Annotated in this window: 14 protein-coding genes and 2 tRNA genes; 10 read left to right on the top strand and 6 right to left on the bottom strand. The window is 68.2% G+C overall.

The window, feature by feature from the left end; all coding sequences use genetic code 11:
- Nucleotides 1-53 precede the first annotated feature (53 nt).
- The 3 genes from AC3A84_RS04905 (at nt 54) to AC3A84_RS04895 (ending at nt 4,114) form a co-directional block, all read left to right on the top strand.
- Nucleotides 54-2,060, top strand: a complete 2,007-nt coding sequence (locus AC3A84_RS04905; protein WP_487968529.1) for a peptidase U32 family protein — start codon at nt 54-56, stop codon at nt 2,058-2,060.
- A gap of 199 nt (nt 2,061-2,259) precedes the next feature.
- Complete coding sequence (locus AC3A84_RS04900; RefSeq protein ID WP_487968528.1) at nt 2,260-3,543, top strand: O-acetylhomoserine aminocarboxypropyltransferase/cysteine synthase family protein; 1,284 nt, start codon at nt 2,260-2,262, stop codon at nt 3,541-3,543.
- A gap of 118 nt (nt 3,544-3,661) precedes the next feature.
- Nucleotides 3,662-4,114: an energy transducer TonB gene (locus AC3A84_RS04895; RefSeq protein ID WP_487968527.1), complete on the top strand. Its 453-nt coding sequence runs from the start codon at nt 3,662-3,664 to the stop codon at nt 4,112-4,114.
- 26 nt (nt 4,115-4,140) lie between these two features.
- Here the strand turns inward: AC3A84_RS04895 and egtB are convergent, their stop codons facing one another.
- Both egtB and egtD read right to left on the bottom strand, forming a co-directional pair.
- Nucleotides 4,141-5,433 carry an ergothioneine biosynthesis protein EgtB gene (egtB, locus tag AC3A84_RS04890; protein WP_487968526.1) on the bottom strand — a complete coding sequence of 431 codons (1,293 nt, stop codon included), beginning with the start codon at nt 5,431-5,433 and terminating at the stop codon, nt 4,141-4,143.
- 75 nt (nt 5,434-5,508) lie between these two features.
- Nucleotides 5,509-6,426, bottom strand: coding sequence for an L-histidine N(alpha)-methyltransferase (gene egtD / locus AC3A84_RS04885; protein WP_487968525.1), 918 nt, complete (start codon nt 6,424-6,426; stop codon nt 5,509-5,511).
- 216 nt (nt 6,427-6,642) lie between these two features.
- Here egtD and AC3A84_RS04880 point away from each other — a divergent pair, with 216 nt between their 5' ends.
- The gene (locus AC3A84_RS04880) at nt 6,643-7,674 is read left to right on the top strand and encodes a metal-dependent hydrolase (protein ID WP_487968524.1); all 1,032 of its coding nucleotides are present in this window, start codon (nt 6,643-6,645) and stop codon (nt 7,672-7,674) included.
- 134 nt (nt 7,675-7,808) lie between these two features.
- Here AC3A84_RS04880 and AC3A84_RS04875 read toward each other — a convergent pair whose 3' ends face one another.
- Both AC3A84_RS04875 and AC3A84_RS04870 read right to left on the bottom strand, forming a co-directional pair.
- Nucleotides 7,809-8,426: an OmpW/AlkL family protein gene (locus tag AC3A84_RS04875; protein WP_487968523.1), complete on the bottom strand. Its 618-nt coding sequence runs from the start codon at nt 8,424-8,426 to the stop codon at nt 7,809-7,811.
- Between the two features lie 175 nt (nt 8,427-8,601).
- Nucleotides 8,602-9,624, bottom strand: coding sequence for a DUF808 domain-containing protein (locus AC3A84_RS04870; protein ID WP_487968522.1), 1,023 nt, complete (start codon nt 9,622-9,624; stop codon nt 8,602-8,604).
- Nucleotides 9,625-9,844: 220 nt separating this feature from the next.
- On the opposite strand from AC3A84_RS04870, the gene AC3A84_RS04865 reads away from it, so the two are divergent.
- On the top strand, nt 9,845-11,635 hold the full coding sequence (locus AC3A84_RS04865) for a sensor domain-containing phosphodiesterase (protein ID WP_487968521.1): 1,791 nt from the start codon (nt 9,845-9,847) through the stop codon (nt 11,633-11,635).
- 67 nt (nt 11,636-11,702) lie between these two features.
- On the opposite strand, the gene purL is transcribed toward AC3A84_RS04865, so the two are convergent.
- Nucleotides 11,703-15,713, bottom strand: a complete 4,011-nt coding sequence (gene purL / locus AC3A84_RS04860; RefSeq protein ID WP_487968520.1) for a phosphoribosylformylglycinamidine synthase — start codon at nt 15,711-15,713, stop codon at nt 11,703-11,705.
- Between the two features lie 168 nt (nt 15,714-15,881).
- Here purL and map point away from each other — a divergent pair, with 168 nt between their 5' ends.
- The gene (gene map / locus AC3A84_RS04855) at nt 15,882-16,697 is read left to right on the top strand and encodes a type I methionyl aminopeptidase (RefSeq protein ID WP_487968519.1); all 816 of its coding nucleotides are present in this window, start codon (nt 15,882-15,884) and stop codon (nt 16,695-16,697) included.
- A gap of 97 nt (nt 16,698-16,794) precedes the next feature.
- Nucleotides 16,795-19,458, top strand: a complete 2,664-nt coding sequence (locus tag AC3A84_RS04850) for a [protein-PII] uridylyltransferase (RefSeq protein ID WP_487968518.1) — start codon at nt 16,795-16,797, stop codon at nt 19,456-19,458.
- An 88-nt stretch (nt 19,459-19,546) separates the two neighbouring features.
- Here the strand turns inward: AC3A84_RS04850 and def are convergent, their stop codons facing one another.
- On the bottom strand, nt 19,547-20,086 hold the full coding sequence (def, locus tag AC3A84_RS04845; RefSeq protein ID WP_487968517.1) for a peptide deformylase: 540 nt from the start codon (nt 20,084-20,086) through the stop codon (nt 19,547-19,549).
- A 146-nt stretch (nt 20,087-20,232) separates the two neighbouring features.
- Between def and AC3A84_RS04840 the strand changes: the two genes are divergently transcribed.
- The 3 genes from AC3A84_RS04840 (at nt 20,233) to AC3A84_RS04830 (ending at nt 20,952) form a co-directional block, all read left to right on the top strand.
- Nucleotides 20,233-20,667, top strand: coding sequence for a YbaN family protein (locus AC3A84_RS04840; protein ID WP_487968516.1), 435 nt, complete (start codon nt 20,233-20,235; stop codon nt 20,665-20,667).
- 63 nt (nt 20,668-20,730) lie between these two features.
- Nucleotides 20,731-20,806 (top strand) — tRNA-Asn (locus AC3A84_RS04835).
- A gap of 70 nt (nt 20,807-20,876) precedes the next feature.
- A tRNA-Asn gene (locus AC3A84_RS04830) sits at nt 20,877-20,952 on the top strand.

The following is a 20,952-nucleotide window of genomic DNA, read 5'->3' as shown; positions in this document are numbered from 1 at the left end:
TGCAACCAGCAGCGCGGGTTCCTTTCGGAGCCGACGCTGGGATAATCGGGCCCATGTCCCTGCTGCCCCACCAGATCGAACTGCTCTCCCCCGCGCGCGACGCCGACATCGGCATCGAGGCCGTCAACCACGGCGCCGATGCCGTCTATATCGGCGGCCCAGCGTTCGGCGCGCGGGCCGGCGCCGGCAACGAAATGCGCGACCTGGAGCGGCTCATCCGGCATGCGCACCGCTTCGGCAGCCGCATCTTCATCACGCTCAACACCATCCTGCGCGACGATGAGCTCGAAGGCGCGCGCCAGATGGCCTGGCAGGTCTACAACGCCGGCGCCGACGCGCTCATCATCCAGGACATGGGTCTCCTGGAGCTGGACCTGCCGCCCATCCAGCTGCACGCCAGCACGCAGACCGATATCCGCACGCCCGAGAAAGCGCGCTTCCTGCAGGACGCGGGCCTCTCGCAGATCGTGATCGCCCGCGAGCTGGACCTGGGCCAGATCGCCGCCGTGCGCGCCGCCACGGATCCGGCGCGCACCACCATCGAATTCTTCGTGCACGGCGCGCTCTGCGTGGCCTATTCGGGCCAGTGCTACATCACCCACGCTCATACCGGCCGCAGCGCCAACCGGGGCGACTGCAACCAGGCCTGCCGCCTGCCCTACGAGGTGCTGGACGCGAATGGCCGCATCATCGCGCACGAAAAGCACGTGCTCTCGATGAAGGACAACAACCAGAGCGACAACCTGCGTGCGCTGATCGACGCGGGCGTGCGCAGCTTCAAGATCGAGGGCCGCTACAAGGACATGGGCTATGTGAAGAACATCACGGCCCACTACCGCAAGCTGCTCGACGAGATCATCGAGGAGCGCGAATTCACGGCCCAGCCGCTGGCGCGCTCCTCTTCGGGCCGCACCACCTTCAGCTTCACGCCCGACCCGGACCAGAACTTCAACCGCGAGTTCACCGACTACTTCGTCAACGGCCGCAAGGAAGACATCGGCGCCTTCGACACGCCCAAGACCCCGGGCCGCGCCATCGGCTGGGTGACCCAGGTGGGCGAGAACTTCGCCGAGCTGGAGCTTTCCAGCCCCGACACCGTGCTGCACAACGGCGACGGCCTCTGCTACTACGACCTGCAAAAGGAACTGGTGGGCCTGCAGATCAACCGCGCCGAAGCCGTCAACGCGAAGAAGGGCCTGTGGCGCGTGTTCCCCAAGGACCCGATCGCCGGCTTCAAGGACCTGCGCAAAGGCCTGGAGGTCAACCGCAACCGCGACATGGACTGGGTGCGCACGCTCGACAAGAAGTCCAGCGACCGCCGCATCGGCCTGTGGGCGCAGCTGTCGGAAACGCCGGACGGCTTCGGCCTCACGCTGACCGATGAAGACGGCTTCACGGGCAGCGCCGCCATCGTGCAGCCGCACCAGCCCGCCACCGACGTAGCCCGCGCCGAAGCCACGCTGCGCGAGCAGCTGGGCCGCTTCGGCGCCACCATCTTCGCGGTGCACGACATCGCGCTCACCCTCTCCCAGCCCTGGTTCGTGCCGGCCTCCGCGCTCAACCAGCTGCGCCGCGACGCGGTCGAGGCACTGGAGGCCGCGCGCGCAGCCGGCTTCGTGCGCCTGCCGCGCGCCACGCCGGTGGAGCCGCCCGCGCCCTTCCCCGAAGACACGCTGAGCTACCTGGCCAACGTCTTCAACCACAAGGCGCACGACTTCTACGCCCGCCACGGCGTGAAGGTGATCGACGCGGCCTACGAGTCGAAGGAAGAGGAAGGCGAGGTGAGCCTGATGATCACCAAGCACTGCGTGCGCTTTTCCATGAGCCTCTGCCCCAAGCAGGCCAAGGGCGTGATCGGCGTCAAGGGCACCATCAAGGCCGAGCCGCTGCAGCTGGTCAACGGCAAGGAAAAGCTGACCCTGCGCTTTGACTGCAAGCCCTGCGAGATGCATGTGGTGGGCCGCATGAAGAAATCGGTGCTCAACCAGCACGCCAAGGAGATGCAGGCCGTGCCCATGCAGTTCTACCGCACGCGGCCGGCGCCCGCTTCGCTCTCATAATCAGAGCATACTGCCCTTATTCCATGCGGGCTACGGGCCAATTCGTCACTGGAAATCGGCCCACAATGCGGAGCGCATAAGCTCATCGCCAAAGATTCGACGACCTGAGGACGGTGCGGCGCCAGAATGGCCGCTCGCCCGCTGCCTCGGCACCCGAGGCGGCAGGCGCATATCGCCACCCATCCAGGAGACCTGCCGCATGAAGATCGAAACGCTCGCCGTCCACGCCGGCTATTCGCCGGACCCGACCACCAAGGCCGTGGCCGTGCCCATCTACCAGACGGTGGCCTACGCCTTCGACAGCGCCCAGCACGGCGCCGACCTGTTCGACCTGAAGGTGCCGGGCAACATCTACAGCCGCATCATGAATCCGACCAACGACGTGCTGGAAAAGCGCGTCGCGGCGCTCGAAGGCGGCATCGCCGCGCTGGCCGTGGCCTCGGGCATGGCGGCCATCACCTACGCCATCCAGACGATCGCCGAAGCGGGCGACAACATCGTCTCGGCCGGCACGCTCTACGGCGGCACCTACAACCTCTTCGCCCACACGCTGCCGCAGCAGGGCATCACCACGCGCTTCGCCGATCCGCGCGACCCGGCCAGCTTTGCCCCGCTGATCGACGCGCGCACCAAGGCCATCTTCATCGAATCCATCGGCAACCCGCTGGGCAACGTGACCGACATCCGCGCGCTGGCCGACATCGCCCATGCCCACGGCGTGCCGCTGATCGTGGATAACACCGTGCCCAGCCCCTACCTGCTGCGGCCCATCGAGCACGGCGCGGACATCGTCGTGCATTCGCTCACCAAGTACCTTGGCGGCCACGGCACCAGCGTGGGCGGCGCCATCGTCGATAGCGGCAAGTTCCCGTGGGCGCAGCACAAGGCACGCTTTCCGCGCCTCAACGAGCCGGACGTGAGCTACCACGGCGTGGTCTATACCGAGGCGCTGGGCGAGGCCGCCTTCATCGGCCGCGCCCGCGTGGTGCCGCTGCGCAACACGGGCGCGGCGCTCTCGCCGCAGAACGCCTTCCTGATCCTGCAGGGCATCGAAACGCTGGCCCTGCGCATGGACCGCATCTGCGACAACGCCCTGGCGCTCGCGCACTACCTGCAACAGCACCCCAAGGTCGAATGGGTGCGCTACGCGGGCCTGCCCGACCACCCCGACCACGCACTGGTGCAGCGGCAACTGGGCGGGCGGGCCTCGGGCATCCTCTCCTTCAGCGTCAAGCAAGACGGCGGCGATCCGCGCGCTGCCGGCGCGCGCTTTCTCGACGCACTGCAGCTCTTCACGCGGCTGGTCAACATCGGAGACGCCAAGTCGCTGGCTACGCACCCGGCCTCCACCACGCACCGCCAGCTCGACGCAGCCGAACTCGCCAACGCCGGCGTGACGGAAGGCATGGTGCGCCTGTCGGTCGGCATCGAGCACATCGACGATCTGCAGGCCGACCTGGCCCAGGCGCTGGACGCGGTCTGATCCGGCAGGCGGGGCGCCCAGGCTTGGGGGTTACGGCTCCCGGGCGATACTCGGGCATCGCCCGGCCGCAGCCGCACCGGCGGCGGCCGAGTCCCCCCCGTTCCACCTGGAGAGTCCTGTGTCCCTGCACGCCACGCACCGCCCCTTTTTCCGCCCGCTGACGCTGGCTGCCACGCTCGCCCTCGGCCTGCTGCTGACGGCCTGCGGTTCGGGCCCGGCCGGCGCCGACATGACCGAGGAAGACTTCATCGCCTACCGCAAGAGCCTGGACGTGGTGGCCCTGCAGCAGCAGATCACCCCGCCGCTGGACGAGCCCCTGAAGCTCATCGAGTCGCCCGATCCCCGCTACCCCTCCTACCTGATCTCCCAGGGCATCCGCGGCAACGTGGTGGTGTCGTTCGAGGTGCTGCCCAGCGGCCATGTGGGCGATGCCAAGGTGCGGCCCGGCACCGACCCGGCGCTGGACAAGCCGGTGCTGGACGCGGTGCGCCGCTGGCGCTTCGCCCCGCCCATGCGCGACGGCAAGCCTGCCCGCCTGCGGCTGGAGAAGACCTTCCGCATGGCGCCTTGAGCGCTGAATGAGGGTGGCCCCGCGGATCAAGCGTCGCGGGCCAGCCGCACACCGCTGACCTGCCAGCGCGCAGTGGCCGGAAAGAAGTTGCGGTAGGACCGCCGCGCATGGCCCGAGGGCGTGGCGCTGGAGCTGCCGCGCAGCACGTATTGGTTCACCATGAACTTGCCGTTGTATTCGCCCACGGCCCCTTCGGCCACGCGAAAGCCGGGATAGGCGGCATAGCTGGACTGCGTCCACTGCCAGGCCTCGCCGAACATCTGCACCAGGGCGGGCTGCTGAGCGGGCAATGCGCCATCGCGTGCAGCGCCGGCCGCCGCCACCTCCCATTCCGCCTCGGTCGGCAGGCGCGCACCGGCCCAGCGCGCATAGGCATCGGCCTCGAAGTACGACAGGTGGACGACCGGCCGTTCGCTGCCCAGGGGGCATGCGCCGTCCAGGGTGAATTCTTCCCAGCCCTCGGGACAGCCGGCCTGCGCAGCCGCGGTACGGCGCCAGTAGATAGGGTGCTCCAGCTGCAGCGAACGGCGCCAGTCCCACCCTTCGGCCAGCCAATGGGCCGGCTCGGCATAGCCGCCGTCGGCCATGAAGGCCAGGTATTCCCCGTTGGTGACCAGGCGCGAGGCCAATTCGTAGCGCGCCAGATAGACCCGGTGGCGTGGCGACTCGTTGTCGAAAGCGAAGCCGGCGCCCGCGTGGCCGATCTCGGCCACGCCCTCTTCGAAGCGCTGCCACGCCAGGGGCGGCGCGGTGGGTACTTCGTTGGGACGGGGCACCGACGACCGCTGGTGGTAAGCCGGCCAGAGCGGGTTGCACGAAAGCAGGTGCTTGAGATCGGTGACGATCAGTTCCTGGTGCTGCTGCTCATGCTGCAAGCCCAGTTCGATCAGCGCGTGCAGCGCCGCGTCGCCTTCCCGTTCCTGCAGCAACCGTGCGATGCGCGCATCCACATTGAGCCGGTAGGCGAGCACTTGGGGTAGCCCAGGCCGCGTGATGAGTCCGCGCTGCGCACGGGGATGTTGCGCCCCGACGCCCTGGTAGTAGGAATTGAAGAGCACCCGGAAAGCCGGGTGGAAGGGCTGAAAGCCCCGCTCGTAAGCTTCCAGCACGAAGGTCTCGAAGAACCAGGTGGTGTGTGCCAGGTGCCATTTGACGGGGCTGGCGTCGGGCATGGACTGCGCACAGCAGTCCTCGTCGCTCAGCGGTAGGGCCAGCGCTGTGGTGGCTTGGCGCACGTCGGCATAGCGCCGCGCCAGCGGACAGATGGGTGCCGGGCCGGACTCTGCCGGGGCTTCGTGGAGAGCGGGGAAGGCTGTCATGGCGCGAGGTGGTCTGGAGGGGAGTCGAAAGAGACGCGGTGCGCGACACAGGCGGGGCTATCGGCGCGCGGCCCTTCAGGGCCGCGCGTGCACCACGGCGTACCAACCCTGCGCATCCGTCCACGCCTGCATGCGGGAAAAGCCCGCACCGGCCAGCAGCGCTGAGAAGCCCGGCAGCGTGTACTTGTAGCTGTTCTCAGTGTGGATGCGCTCGCCCGGTGCAAAGTCGCGCTCGCCACCCGGCCAGTTCACGCGCGTCGGTGCGCGGGCCTCCAGATGCATCTCGATGCGCGATGCACCATCGTTGAAGAAGGCCCGGTGCTGCCAGCCATCGGGCACGAAATCGCTGCCGATGAGCCGGTTCACATGCGACAGCACGTTCAGATTGAAGGCGGCGGTGACTCCGGCCGCATCGTCGTAGGCGGCCTCCAGCACCTCCACGTCCTTGCGCAGATCCACACCGACCAGCAGTCCGCCGTCGGCATCCACCAGCGCACGCAGATTCGCCAGCAGCTGCTGGGCCTGGGGCGGCTCGAAGTTGCCGATGGACGAGCCCGGGTAGAACACCAGGCGCTGGGCGCGGGGGATGTCGGGCGGCAGCAGGATGGGCCGCGTGATGTCGCCGGCCACCGCCTGCGCCTGCAGGGCTGGCATGGCCGCGCCCAGCCGGGCCACGCCTTCGCGAAGGAAGTCCGCCGAGATGTCCAGGCCCACGAAACGCTCGGGGCGCAGCAGCTCGCAGAGCCGGCGCGCCTTCTCGCAGTTGCCGGCACCCGGTTCGATCACGGTGGTGCACGTGGCGACGGAGCGTGCAATCTCGTCACCGTGCGCCTGCATCACGGCAGCCTCCGTCCGGGTGGGGTAGTACTCGGGCAGGCGCGTGATGTCCTCGAACAGCCGCGAGCCGCGCTGGTCGTAGAAGTACTTGGGGGAAATGCTCGCGGGGTGGCGCGCCAGCCCCTGGATGATGTCGAGATGCAAAGGGTAATGCATGGTGGCAGGAGCGGGTTGCGGCAGGCGGGCCTGCGGGATGCGGCGGAGCGAGTCACCGGGCCGCGACGGACGAATGGGTGCAGATGAGCCAGTCAAGCCCACGCCGCCCGAGAATTGCAGAGTGGCCGGCCGGCGGCTGTAGGACGGGCACGCGACACGCCCAGCGTGGCATTCATGGCACGTGGCCGCAGCGCAGCGCTCTGGTATGTTGACCCCATGGATTCACTCACGCAGATCGCGCTGGGCTCGGCCGTCTCGATCGCCGCCCTGGGACGCCGCACGGCGGTGTGGAAGGCAGCCCTCTGGGGCGCGGCCGCTGGCACGCTTCCCGACCTGGACACCTTCATCGACCACGGCGACGCCATCGCCAACATGGTGCTGCATCGCGCCGAGAGCCACTCCTTGTTCTACCTGAGCGTGCTCTCGCTGCCGCTGGGCGGGCTGGCGGCACGGCTGCACGGCGAGACAGCACTCTGGCGCCGCTGGTGGCTGGCGATGTGGCTGGCGCTGGTCACCCACCCGCTGCTGGACTGGATGACGGTCTATGGCACACAGTTGCTGCGGCCCTTCGACGACACGCCGCTGGGCGTGGGCAGCATCTTCATCATCGACCCGCTCTACACCCTGCCGCTGCTGGCCGGCGTAGTGCTGGCCCTGCTGCTGCGCGGCGGACGGGGACTGCGCTGGAACGGCTGGGCGCTGGCCGTAAGCACCGCCTACCTGGCCTGGAGCTTCGCGGCCCAGCAGTACGTGACCGGCGTGGCGCGCACGGCCCTGGCGGCGCGGGGCGTGCAGGCCGAACGGGTGCTGGTGACCCCCACGCCGCTCAACACCCTGCTTTGGCGCGTCGTGGCCGTCACGCCCTCGCAGTACCTCGAAGGCTTCTACGCCCTGGCCGACGGCGGCCGGCCGATGCAGTGGACCGCGCACCCGCGCGGCGTCGAACTGATCGCCCGCTACGACCAGCACCCGCAGGTGCAACGCATGGCGCAATTCAGCCGGGGCTTCTGGCGGCTCTGGCAGGACGATGCCGGCCACATCCACGTGACCGACCTGCGCATGGGACAGGAGCCGGCCTACAGCTTCGACTTCGACCTGGGGCCCGCCGCCGCCGTGGCCCAAGGCGGCGGCCGCGTGGTGCAGCAGCCCATGCGCATCGACGTGGCCACCGCCCTGCCCGCGCTCGGGCGGCGCCTGCTCGGCCAAGGCGGCGGCAGCGGGCCCTTCGGTGCCCAGCCGGCGCAGTGATAGTCAAGGATTTCTAGCCGCTGGCGCTGTCGCCACCTGCACGCCCAGCTATATTTTTAATAGCAAAAGCAAAAAGGCCGGCACACCGGCCGGCCTCGCTATGTGCCTCCACCGCCCGAAGGCGGCGGCGGGCGTCAGAACCGCCAGCCCAGGCCCACGCCGGCCAGCACCGGGTTGATCTTGAGCGTGCCGACCTTGTTGCCGGCCGAGAACACGTCGGTCTCGATGAACACCTTCTTCACGTCGATGTTCAGATAGAGGTTCTTGGACAGGGGAATGTCCACGCCCACCTGCAGCGCGCCGCCCCAGCTGCTCTTGTCGATGCTGGGGCTGAGCGCGGCCTGCACGGCCGGGTTGAAACGCACGCTGGAAAAGCGCGTGTAGTTGATGCCGGCGCCCACATAGGGCTTGAAGCCGCTGAACTGCGTGAAGTGGTATTGCGCCAGCAGGGCCGGCGGCAGGTGCTTGAGCGTGCCGATCTTGCCCAGGCCGTCAGCGCGGATGTCCTGCTTCTGCGGCACAGTCAGGATCAGTTCGGCCGCGATGTTGGGGCTGAAGAAATAGGTGAAGTCCACCTCGGGCAGCACCTTGTCGTTGATCGACAGGCCCAGGCCGGTGGAATCCTTGTTCACGCTGTCCAGATGCACGGCGCGCGCGCGCACCATCCAGCGGCCGTCGGCAGCGTCTTGCGCGAATGCGGCGCTCGAAGCCAGGGAACACAGAACGGCCAGGGCCAGCCAGGTTTTTTTCATACGGAACTCGTTGCGGTTGACCGGGGACGACCCCCGTGAACGCATTGGGCCCCTGCGGCGGCATGCCCGCCTTGCCGCACATCAAATCGGCGCACTCCGCACCGGCTGGCACTGGCCGGATCCATGATCCAGCGCAAACTTCGGCGCACCGACCGTACGGATGCGCAGTGCCAGGTCAGTGCGCAGCAGCCTGCGTGCGGCCCCGCAGGCGCTGCACGCCGCTGACCACCGCCAGCACGATGGCGCCCGCCACCACGCCCACCAGCGCGCTCAGCAGATGGCTGGCGAGGAAGGACCACAGCCCCCCCGCAGGGCCCTGCTCCAGTCCGGCGGCCCAGCCCTCGATGGCATGCGCCAGCGCCGGCACACCATGTACCAGGATGCCACCGCCGACCAGGAACATGGCGGCAGTGCCCGCGACCGACAGGCCCTTCATCAACCACGGCGCCGCCGCGACGATGCCGCGCCCCACGGCCTGCGCTGCACGACTGGCCTTGCGGCTCAGCCACAGGCCCAGGTCGTCCAGCTTGACGATGCCGGCCACCAAACCATAGACGCCCACTGTCATTGCCAGCGCGATGCCCACCATCACCGCCACCTGCGTCATGAACGGCGCGCCGCTGACCGTCCCCAGGGTGATGGCGATGATCTCGGCCGACAGGATGAAGTCGGTGCGCACGGCCCCCTTGACCTTCTCCTTCTCGAACGCGGCGATGTCCGTGGGCGCTGCCCCTGCGGACGGTGCGGAGGCTGCTGCATGCACAGGCACGCTATCGGCCTTCTCCGCGCCCTTTTCAGAGTCGCCCCGGTGCAGGAACTTGTGGGCCAACTTCTCAAAGCCCTCATAGCAGAGGAAGCCGCCCCCCACCATCAGAAGCGGCGTGACCGCCCACGGTGCAAAGGCGCTGATGAGCAGCGCCGCCGGCACCAGGATGGCCTTGTTCACCAGCGAGCCTTTGGCCACGGCCCACACCACGGGCAGCTCCCGGTCGGCATGCACGCCGGCCACCTGCTGGGCGTTCAGCGCCAGATCGTCACCGAGCACACCGGCCGTCTTCTGCGCGGCCACCTTGGTCATGACGGACACGTCGTCGGCCATGGCCACGCTCTTGCGCGCCGCGACCTTGGTCATCAACGCCACGTCGTCCAGCACGGTGGCGATATCGTCGAGCAGGGTGATGAGGCTGGCACCGGCCATGGTTACGCTCCGAAAGAAAGTGAGAAACAGATCCGAAGAGTATGGGGGCCAGCCTGACGGGCATTTGCCTTCCCGCCACTCAAGCGCTTGCAGGACAAGGCCTTGCATGCCCCCGGTGCCTGGGCTGCCGAGCCGACGATGCGACGGGCCACGCTGGGTTACATTGCAGCCAGGTAACGGGGCTTTTGGTCATCCCCGCGCTTTTTTCATGCCTTTTTCTATGTCCACCTCCAGATATTCTGAAGCGGAGCGACTTGCCACATTACGGGCCACGGGCCTGCTGGACTCCCCGCCTTCCGAGGAGTTCGATCGCATCACACGGCTTGTCTGCAAAACCTTCGATGCGCCGATGGCCATCATCGGCTTCATCGATGCGGACCGCCAGTGGTTCAAGTCCGAGATCGGCATGGGCGTGCGCGAAACCTGCCGCGAAGATGCGTTCTGCAACCACACGATCCGCCAGCAAAGCGTGATGGTGGTGGAGGACTCGCTCAAAGACTCCCGCTTCGTCAACAACCCGCTGGTCACCGGCGCGCCGCACATCCGGTTCTATGCGGGTGCGCCGCTGCGCCTGCTCAACGGGCACATCCTCGGCGCGCTGTGCGTGCTCGACCACCGGCCCCGCAGCTTCGATGCCCACCAGATCCGGCAGTTGGAGGACTTTGCGGCCTTGGCGGTGGCACAGATCAACCTGCAGTGCTCTTTCGCGCGGCTTGACGAGGCCACCCTGCTGCCCAACCGGAACCAACTGCTGGCCGACCTGGCGGGCCTGTGCGTGAGCGAGCCCGGCGGCGAGCGCACGCTCGCGCTGGTGGAGCTCATGTCCACCGAGGTGCTGATGGACGTGCGGCGCGCCGTCGGCACGGACTCGATCGAGCGGCTCTACCACCAGGCCGGCCGCCAGATCGCCCTCTGGGTGGGTGACACGACGCGCGTGTACCGTACCGACTCCAGCCATCTGGCGCTGGTGCTCAAGGGCAGCTCGGTCACGGAAACCCGGGCTTTCGCGGAAACGCTGCTCTCCAGCCTTGACCACGCCCTAATGAACCTGAGCGACGGCCGACACCCCGTCATCCATCAACGCCGTCGCATCGGCCTGGTGCCGCTCAAGCTGGAACCCGCGGATGCGGGCGATGCCCTGCGGCGCGCCAGCGTGGCGCTGTTTCATGCCAGCGGCACCATCGACGACATCACCGTCTATGACGCAGCAGCCGATGTGCGCCACCAGCATGCCTATGAACTGCTGGCCCGCGTACCGCGCGCGCTGGACTCGGGGGAGTTCCGCTTGGTCTACCAACCCCAGTTCGAGCGTGCCTCCATGCAATACACCAGCGTCGAAGCCCTGCTGCGCTGGGACCACCCGGTGCTGGGTCCCGTGTCGCCGGGCGAATTCATCCCGCTGCTGGAAAAGACCACGTACATCCAGCCGGTGACGCACTGGGTGATAGACACCGCACTCGCGCAGATCCGTGCCTGGGAGGCCGAAGACGTGCGGGTGAACGTCGCGGTCAATGTCTCGCCGCGCAATCTGGAGCACCCCGGCTTCATGGACCAATTGCTCCCCAGCTGCGAACGCCACGGCCTGGCGCCCTCGCGCCTGGAGATCGAATGCACCGAGAACGCGGTGCTGACGGAGGGCCCTACTCTGGACGCAGTGCGCGCATTGCGGGCGCTGGGCGTGCGCGTGGCGCTGGACGACTTCGGCACGGGCTACTGCAACTTCGGCTGCCTCTATGGCCTGCCGGCCGAAGTCCTCAAACTTGACCAGTCGCTGATCCGCCCCATCGGCACCGACGCCCGCGCCCTCGACGTGGTGCGCGCCATGGTCCAACTAGGCCACACGCTGGGCTATCGACTGCTGGCCGAAGGGGTGGAAACGGCCGAGGTGTTCGACCAGCTGCTGCAAATCGGCTGCGACCAGGCCCAGGGCTACTACCTGAGCCGGCCCCAGCCGCCGGCGGAAGCATTCGACTTCCTGCGGCGCTGGAACGGGCTGATGGCGCCGACCTGAGCGCCCGGGGCGGTAGCCCCGGCGCCGTGCGGAACCGCGGGGCGACACGGCCGCCTGCGGCAGGCGGTCAACCCACCCAGCGGCGGGCGTTGCGCCAGATACGCAGCCAGGGGCTGGCCGCGCTCAAGTCGCCGCTGGTCCAGCTCATCTGCACGTTGCGGAACACGCGCTCAGGGTGCGGCATCATGGCCGTGAAGCGGCCGTCGGCCGTGGTCACGGCGGTGAGGCCGCCCGCGCTGCCATTGGGATTGAGCGGGTACTGCTCGGTCGGCGCGCCGTGGTGGTCCACGAAGCGCATTGCGGCAATGGCCTGGGCGGCGTTGCCGCGGCGGCTGAAATTGGCATAGCCCTCGCCGTGCGCCACGGCGATCGGCAGGCGGCTGCCCGCCATGCCGGCGAAGAACAGGCTGGGCGATTCCAGCACTTCCACCTGCGAGAGACGCGCCTCGAAGCGCTCGCTCTGGTTGGTGGTGAAGCGCGGCCAGGCTTCGGCGCCCGGGATGATGTCGGCCAGCTCGGCGAACATCTGGCAGCCGTTGCACACGCCCAGGCCGAAGGTGTCGCCCCGGCCGAAGAAGCCCTGGAACTGCGCGGAGAGCCGCTCGTTGAAGGTGATGGAGCGCGCCCAGCCGATGCCGGCGCCCAGGGTGTCGCCGTAGCTGAATCCGCCGCAGGCAACCACGCCCTGGAAGGCGGCGAGGTCGGCGCGGCCGGACTGCAGGTCGGTCATGTGGACGTCGAAGGCCTCAAAGCCAGCTTCGGTGAAGGCGTAGGCCATTTCCACATGCGAGTTGACGCCCTGCTCGCGCAGGATGGCGACCTTGGGGCGGGCCAGGTTCAGGAACGGCGCGGCCACGTCCTCGGCCGGGTCGAAGGTGAGAGCGACGTGCAGGCCCGGGTCGGTGGGCTCGCCCGCGGCGGCATGCTCGGCATCGGCGCAGGCCGGGTTGTCGCGCTGCTGGCAGATCTTCCAGCTCACCGCGTCCCAGACCTGGTGGAGATCGGACAGCGTAGCGCTGAACACGTTCTTGGCATCGCGCCAGACCTGCAGCTCGCCCTTGCCCACGTCCATGGCGGACGACTGCGGGCGGGTCTTGCCCACAAAGTGGCTGAACCTGGACAGGCCGTGCTCGCGCAGGGTCTGCATGACCTCGTTGCGCTCGGCGGTACGCACCTGCAGCACCACGCCCAGCTCTTCGTTGAACAGGGCCTTGAGGGTCAGCTCCTCGCGGCGCGCGCTCACCTGCTGCGCCCAGTTCTTGGCGTCGCCGGTTTCCATGCGGCTGTCGCTGATGCCGTCGCCTTCGGTGACGAGCAGATCGACGTTGAGCGCCACGCCCACATGGCCGGCGAAGGCCATCTCGGCCACGGCGGCCAGCAGGCCGCCGTCACTGCGGTCGTGGTAAGCCAGGATGCGTCCCTGGGCGCGCAGCGCGTTGACTGCGTTCACCAGGTTGACCAGATCCGTCGCATCGTCGAGGTCAGGGGCGGCGTCGCCGCTCTGGCCCAGCACCTGGCCCAGGATGGAGCCGCCCATGCGGTTCTGGCCCCGGCCCAGGTCCACCAGCACCAGGGTGGTGTCTTCTTCGGTGGCATCCAGCTGCGGCATGAGCGTGCCGCGCACGTCGGCCAGCGTGGCGAAGGCGCTCACGATCAGGCTGACGGGCGAGGTGACCTTCCTCGCGGCGCCGGATGCGTCCTTCCACTGCGTGCGCATGGACAGGCTGTCCTTGCCCACCGGAATGCTGATGCCCAGCTGCGGGCACAGCTCCATGCCCACGGCCTTGACGGTGGCGTAGAGGTCGGCGTCTTCGCCGGGCTCGCCGCAGGCGGCCATCCAGTTGGCCGAGAGCTTCACGCGCGGCAGATCGATGGGCGCGGCCAGCAGGTTGGTGATGGCTTCGGCCACGGCCATGCGGCCCGAGGCGGGCGCGTCGATGGCGGCGAGCGGCGTGCGCTCGCCCATGCTCATCGCCTCGCCGGCAAAGCCCTTGTAGTCGGCCAGCGTCACGGCGCAGTCCGCCACCGGCACCTGCCAGGGGCCGACCATCTGGTCGCGGTGCGAGAGCCCGCCCACCGTGCGGTCGCCGATGGTGATGAGAAAGCGCTTGGAGGCGACCGTGGGGTGGGCCAGCACGTCGATCACGGCTTTTTGCAGCGGCACACCGGTGAGGTCGATGGGGGCCAGTTCGCGGCGCACGGTCTTCACGTCGCGGTGCATCTTGGGCGGCTTGCCCAGCAGCACTTCCATGGGCATGTCGACGGGGAATTTCTGGTCGCCCGCCGCCACGGCCGTGTCTTCCAGCACCAGCTGGCGCTGCTCGGTCGCGGTGCCGATCACGGCGAAGGGGCAGCGCTCGCGCTCGCAGAAGGCGCGGAACTGCTCCAGCGATTCGGGCGCGATGGCCAGCACGTAGCGTTCCTGGCTTTCGTTGGACCAGATTTCCTTGGGCGCCAGGCCGGATTCCTCCAGCTGCACGGCGCGCAGGTCGAAGCGAGCGCCCCGGCCAGCGTCGTTGGTCAGTTCGGGGAAGGCATTGGAGAGGCCGCCCGCGCCCACGTCATGGATGGCGAGGATGGGATTGGCCGCACCCTGCGCCCAGCAGTGGTTGATGACCTCCTGCGCGCGGCGCTCGATCTCAGGGTTGCCGCGCTGCACGGAGTCGAAGTCCAGCTCGGCCGCGTTGGCGCCCGTGGCCATCGAGCTAGCGGCGCCGCCGCCCATGCCGATGCGCATGCCTGGCCCGCCCAGCTGGATCAGCAGCGTGCCGGCGGGGAATTCGATCTTCTGGGTCAGGCCCGCGTCGATGATGCCCAGGCCGCCCGCGATCATGATGGGCTTGTGGTAGCCGCGATCCACGCCGCCCACGGTCTGCTCGTATTCGCGGAAGTAGCCCAGCAGGTTGGGCCGGCCGAATTCATTGTTGAAGGCCGCGCCGCCCAGCGGGCCCTCGACCATGATCTGCAGCGGGCTGGCGATGTGCTCGGGCTTGCCGAATTCACCGCCCCAGAGCTTGGAGACGGTGAAGCCCGTCATGCCCGCCTTGGGCTTGGAGCCCCGGCCCGTGGCGCCCTCGTCGCGGATCTCGCCGCCCGCGCCGGTCGATGCGCCCGGGAAGGGCGAGATCGCCGTGGGGTGGTTGTGAGTTTCCACCTTCATCAGCACGTGGTTCAGGGCGCTACTCTTTTCATAGCTGCTCACACCCGCCGTACCTGCGCTGGCGGGCATCTTGGCGATGAAGCGCTCGACCTGGGAGCCCTCCATGACCGAGGCGTTGTCCGAATACGCCACCACCGTGTGCTGGGGCGCCAGCTGGTGGGTGTTGCGAATCATGGCGAAGAGGCTCTTGTCCTGTGCCTGGCCATCGATGGTGAACTGCGCGTTGAAGATCTTGTGGCGGCAGTGCTCGCTGTTGGCCTGCGCGAACATCATCAGTTCGACGTCGGTCGGGTTCCGCGCCAGGCCCTTGAAGGCGTTGACCAGATAGTCGATCTCGTCGTCGGCCAGCGCCAGGCCCCACTGCGTGTTGGCAGCTTCGAGCGCGGCGCGGCCGCCGCCCAGCACATCGACGAACTCCATGGGCGCGGCGGGCAGCTCGGTGAAGAGCGCGGCGGCGCCGCCGAGATCGGGCACCACCGATTCGGTCATGCGGTCGTGCAGCAGCGCGGCGATCTGCTGCATCTGCTCGGCCGACAGCTCGGGCGTGCCGCCCAGCAGGCCGGACTTCAGCTCCAGGCGGTATTCGGTCACGCGCTCGACGCGGCGGATCGCCAGCCCGCAGTTGCGGGCGATGTCGGTGGCCTTGGAGGCCCAGGGCGACACGGTGCCCAGGCGCGGGGTCACGATGATGGTCGGGCCATCAGCCGGGCCGCCATAGGCGTCGCCATAGGCGAGCAACGCGGCCAGGCGGTCGCGCTCGGCCGGCGTGGGCGCGGTGTCGGTGGCCACCAGATGCACGAAACGCGCTGCAATGCCGGTGATCTTGGGGTGGATGGCCTGGAGGGCGGGCTGCAGTTGCTGGGCGCGGAAGGTGCTGAGAGCGTTGCCGCCCTCCAGCTGGGTCATGTGCAAGGTCACGGTGGCGGCCTGTGTGATGGGGAAGGGGTGCAAGAAAGCGTCGGTCGGCGGCCGCTGAATGGGGCCGGTGGGCCGGATGCCTTCGGAAAACCCGGCATTTTAGCGGTGCCGCGAGGACGAAGACCGCGGCAGCGGCAAGTGCGGAGGCCGGGTGGGATAATTGCACCCATGAGCATCACCATCAAAGACGCTGCCGGCATCGCCGGCATGCGCGAGGCCTGCCGCCTGGCCTCCGAAGTGCTGGACTACATCACGCCCCACATCCGCCCCGGCATCACCACGGCCGAGATCGATCGCCTGGGTGCGGAATGCATGGCCAGCCAAGGCACGGTGTCGGCCACCGTCGGCTACCAGCCGCCCGGCTACCCACCCTACCCGGGCCACCTCTGCACCTCGGTGAACCACGTGGTCTGCCACGGCATCCCGAACGACAAGCCGCTCAAGAAAGGCGACATCGTCAACGTCGATGTCACCGTCATCACGAAGGACGGCTGGTTCGGCGACAACAGCCGCATGTACCTGATCGGCGAATGCTCCATCGCCGCCAAGCGGCTGTGCAGCCTGACCTTCGAAGCTATGTGGCTGGGCATCCAGCAGGTCAAGCCCGGCGCACGCCTGGGCGACGTGGGCCACGCGATCCAGAAGTTCGCCGAAGGCCACGGCCTGTCCGTGGTGCGCGAGTTCTGCGGGCACGGCATCGGCCAGAAGTTCCACGAGGAGCCGCAGGTGCTGCACTACGGCCGCCCTGGCACGCTCGAAGAGCTGGTGCCCGGCATGATCTTCACCATCGAGCCCATGCTGAATGCCGGCCGCCGCGAGATCAAGGAACTGGGCAACGATGGCTGGACCATCATCACCAAGGACCGCAGCCTCTCCGCGCAGTGGGAACACACCGTGCTGGTGACCGAGACCGGCTACGAAGTGATGACGCTGTCGGCCGGCTCGCCGCCGCTGCCCAGCTTCGTCACGGCGACCAAGACCTGATCCGGCCGCCCGGGGCTCACGGCTCACGGCACGGGCGGGCTCGTATGGAATTTGCTTGACCGCCTGACCAAGCACACCCCTCACCTTCTGCATGCCCATGCCCGCCCCAGCCGCACCCAAGACCGCCCCGTCGCCCGCCGCCGACCTGCCCCAGCTGCGGGACGCCTATCGCCAGGACAAGGCGGCCCTGCTCGCCACGTTGCGCGAGGGCGGCAGCACCACGACGCGCAACATCCGCGGACTGCTGCACAAGCTCTCCTCCCTGGCGGACGGCCTGCTGGAACGCCTCTGGCTGCGCGCGGGACTGCCGCACGAAGTGGCGCTGGTGGCCGTGGGCGGCTACGGGCGCGCGCAGCTCTTTCCCGCGTCCGACGTGGATGTGCTGGTGCTGCTGCCCGACAACCTGTGCCCGGACCGCAGCGAAGGCGACCACGGCTGCGCCGAGGCACGCGAGCTGCGCGCCGCGCTGGAATCCTTCATCGGCAGCTGCTGGGATGCGGGCCTGGAGATCGGCTCCAGCGTGCGCACTGTGGCCGAATGCCTGAGCGAAGCGGCCGGCGACGTGACGGTGCAGACCTCGCTACTGGAATCTCGCCTCATCTGCGGCCACGCGGCCCTCTTCACCGAATTCCGCCGCCGTTACCTGGCGCAGATGGACCCGGCCGCCTTCCTCGTCGCCAAGACGCTGGAGATGCAGCAGCGCCACACCAAGTACGAGAACACCCCCTACGCACTGGAGCCCAACTGCAAGGAATCGCCCGGGGGCCTGCGCGACCTGCAGATGATCACCTGGGTGGCCCGCGCAGCCGGCCTGGGCAGCACCTGGCGCGAACTCGCCGCCAGCGGCCTGGCCACGCCCTTCGAGGTGCGCCAGATCGAGCGCAATGAGGCGATGCTGTTTCTGATCCGCGCCCGGCTGCACGTGCTGGCTGGCCGGCATGAAGACCGGCTGGTGTTCGACCTGCAGACCGCCGTGGCCGAATCCTTCGGCTACCGCACCACATCGCCCGACGGCAAGCGCCTGGCCATGCGCGCCAGCGAGACGCTGATGCGCCGCTACTACTGGGCGGCCAAGGCCGTGTCGCAGCTCAGTCAGATCCTGCTGCTCAACATCGAGGAGCGGCTCTCGCCCTCCACGCACGAACTGCGCCCCATCAACGAGCGCTTCTACGAGAAGGCCGGTCTGATCGAAGTGGCGAGCGACGATCTCTACCAGCGCGAGCCGCACGCCATCCTCGAGACCTTCCTGCTCTACGAGACCACCGGCGGCCTGAAGGATCTTTCGGTGCGCACCCTGCGCGCGCTCTACAACGCGCGCGGCGTGATGGACGGGCGCTTCCGCCGCGACCCGATCAACCGCGCCACCTTCATGCAGATCATGAAGCAGCCGGCCGGCATCACGCATGCCATGCGGTTGATGAACCAGACCTCGGTGCTGGGCCGCTACCTCTGGCCGTTCCGCCGCATCGTGGGACAGATGCAGCACGACCTGTTCCACGTCTACACGGTGGATCAGCACATCCTGATGGTGCTGCGCAACGTGCGCCGCTTCTTCATGCCCGAGCACGCGCACGAATACCCGTTCTGCTCGCAGCTCGCGGGCGGCTGGGACAAGCCCTGGCTGCTTTACCTGGCCGCGCTGTTCCACGACATCGGCAAGGGCCGCGGAGGCGACCATTCGCAGATCGGCGCGGAAGAGCTTCGCCACTTCTGCCGTCTGCACGACGTGGACAAGGCCGATGCCGAACTCGTCGAGTTCCTGGTGCGCGAACACCTGGCCATGAGCCAGGTCGCGCAAAAACAGGATCTCTCCGACCCCGACGTGATCGCCGCCTTCGCGCAGCGCGTGGGCAACGAGCGCAATCTCACCGCGCTCTACCTGCTGACGGTGGCCGACATCCGCGGCACCAGCCCCAAGGTGTGGAACGCCTGGAAGGGCAAGCTGCTGGAAGACCTTTACCGCGCCACGCTGCGCACCCTGGGCGGCCGCGCGCCCGATGCCGCCGCCGAAGTGGAGGCCCGCAAGCGCGAGGCACTGGTGCTGCTCGCGCTCAGCGCCCAGCCGGCCGACGGCCACCTCAAGCTCTGGGACACGCTGGACGTGAGCTACTTCATGCGCCACGAGGCCGCCGACATCGCCTGGCACACGCGGCATCTGTCGCGGCTGGTAGGCTCCGAGCAGCCCGTAGTGCGCGCCCGCCAGTCGCTGGTGGGCGAAGGGCTGCAGGTGATGGTCTATGCGGCCGACCAACCCGACCTGTTCGCACGCATCTGCGGATATTTCGACCGCGCGGGCTTCAGCATCCTCGATGCGCGTGTACACACGGCGCGCAACGGCTTCGCGCTGGACACCTTCCAGGTCGTCGCATCGACCCAGGCGGGCCACTACCGCGAACTCACCCACATGGTCGAAAGCGATCTGCTGCGCACCCTCGCCGATGGCGGCGCACTGCCCGAGCCGGCACGCAAGCGCGTCTCGCGGCGGGTCAAGAGCTTTCCGGTCGCACCACGCGTGACCCTGCGGCCCGACGACAAGGCCCAACGCTGGCTGATCTCGATCTCCGCCAGCGACCGGGCCGGCCTCCTCTACCTCGTGGCGCGGGTGCTATCGAGGCACCAACTGAGCGTGCAGCTCGCCAAGATCAGCACGCTGGGCGAGCGGGTGGAAGACACCTTCCTGGTACAAGGCAGCGAGCTGCAGAGCAACGCAGGGCAGATCCGCATCGAGACCGAGCTGCTGCAGGCGCTGTCGGACGGCTGAGGCCGCGCTGGTCACCGTTTGCTATTCATTCAATAGCACAATGCGCTCATCGAACAAGGGCCAGGGCCCTATTCGGGACTGATTGCGCTCAATCGTCCTCGGCCGCGTCGATCTCGGGGAATAGCACCTCGGTGTAGCCGAAGCGGCTGAAGTCACGCACCCGCATCGGGTAGAGCTTGCCGATCAGGTGGTCGCACTCGTGCTGCACCACCCGCGCATGGAAGCCCTCGGCCACGCGGTCGATCGGCTGGCCTTCCGGGTCGAAGCCGGTGTAGCGGATGCGCGACCAGCGCGGCACCACGCCGCGCAGGCCGGGCACGGAAAGACAGCCTTCCCAGTCTTCTTCCTCTGCATCGCCCAGCGGCGTGATGACCGGGTTGACCAGCGTGGTCTGCGGCACCAGCGGGCGGTCCGGGTAACGCGGGTTGCGCTGCTCCGAACCGAAGATCACCACCTGCAGATCGACGCCGATCTGCGGCGCCGCCAGGCCCGCACCGTTCACCGCCCGCATGGTTTCGCGCAGGTCTCGCACCAGGGTGTGCAACTCGTCGGTGCCGAATGCGGTCACGGGCTGTGCGACGCGCAGGAGGCGCGGATCGCCCATTTTCAAAATCGTGTGGATGGTCATGGGGCAGAAGGCGAAGTGAACGAAACGGAACGCAACGCAAAGCCGGTCGCGACGAAACAGCGCGGCAGCATAAGGCAACGCGGCGCAGCGCGTGGGGTGTGCTCTTACAAGGGCGGCCAACGGCGTGGCGCAGGCACAATCCGGCCATGCCCGTTCCGCCCGCCTCGCCCGAAGAGCCGCCACTGCCCCCGCCCCCCGTGCATGCCCCTCTGCCGCTGCCGGTGCGCTGGTTGCTGCTGGCCTTCGCCGCGTGCAGCCTGACCCTGGGCGTGATCGGCATCTTCGTGCCCGGCCTGCCCACCACCGTCTTCGTGCTGATGGCCGGCTGGGCCGCCGCGCGCAGTTCGCCGCGCCTGCACGCCTGGCTCTGGCGGCATCCGCTCTTCGGATCGATGCTGCGCAACTGGGCCAACGGCGGCTGCGTGAGCCGCCGTGCCAAGTGGAGCGCCACGGCGCTGATGGGCCTGTGCGCCGTGGTGCTGGCCTTCAGCACCGCGCCCCGCTGGGTGGCGGTGGGCGCCAGCGCCTGCATGGCCTGCGTGCTCGCCTGGCTGTGGTGCCGGCCCGAACCCACGGCTTGAAGTGATTGCAGATCGACGAAATCGCGATCGGTCGTTTTTTTGTGTATATAATCTAAGTCTTGTTCCTCGATAGCTCAGTCGGTAGAGCGCCGGACTGTTAATCCGTAGGTCCCTGGTTCGAGCCCAGGTCGAGGAGCCAAGATTCATTCAAGTTGCACCGCGCAATCGCATGCGGCGCAACAGCGTTAGTTGTCAGTCATACCGAACATTCCTCGATAGCTCAGTCGGTAGAGCGCCGGACTGTTAATCCGTAGGTCCCTGGTTCGAGCCCAGGTCGAGGAGCCA

Source organism: Paracidovorax sp. (assembly GCF_057642795.1).
Note: the sequence above shows the minus strand (reverse complement) of the source record. Positions and strands in the feature narration are given on the sequence as shown.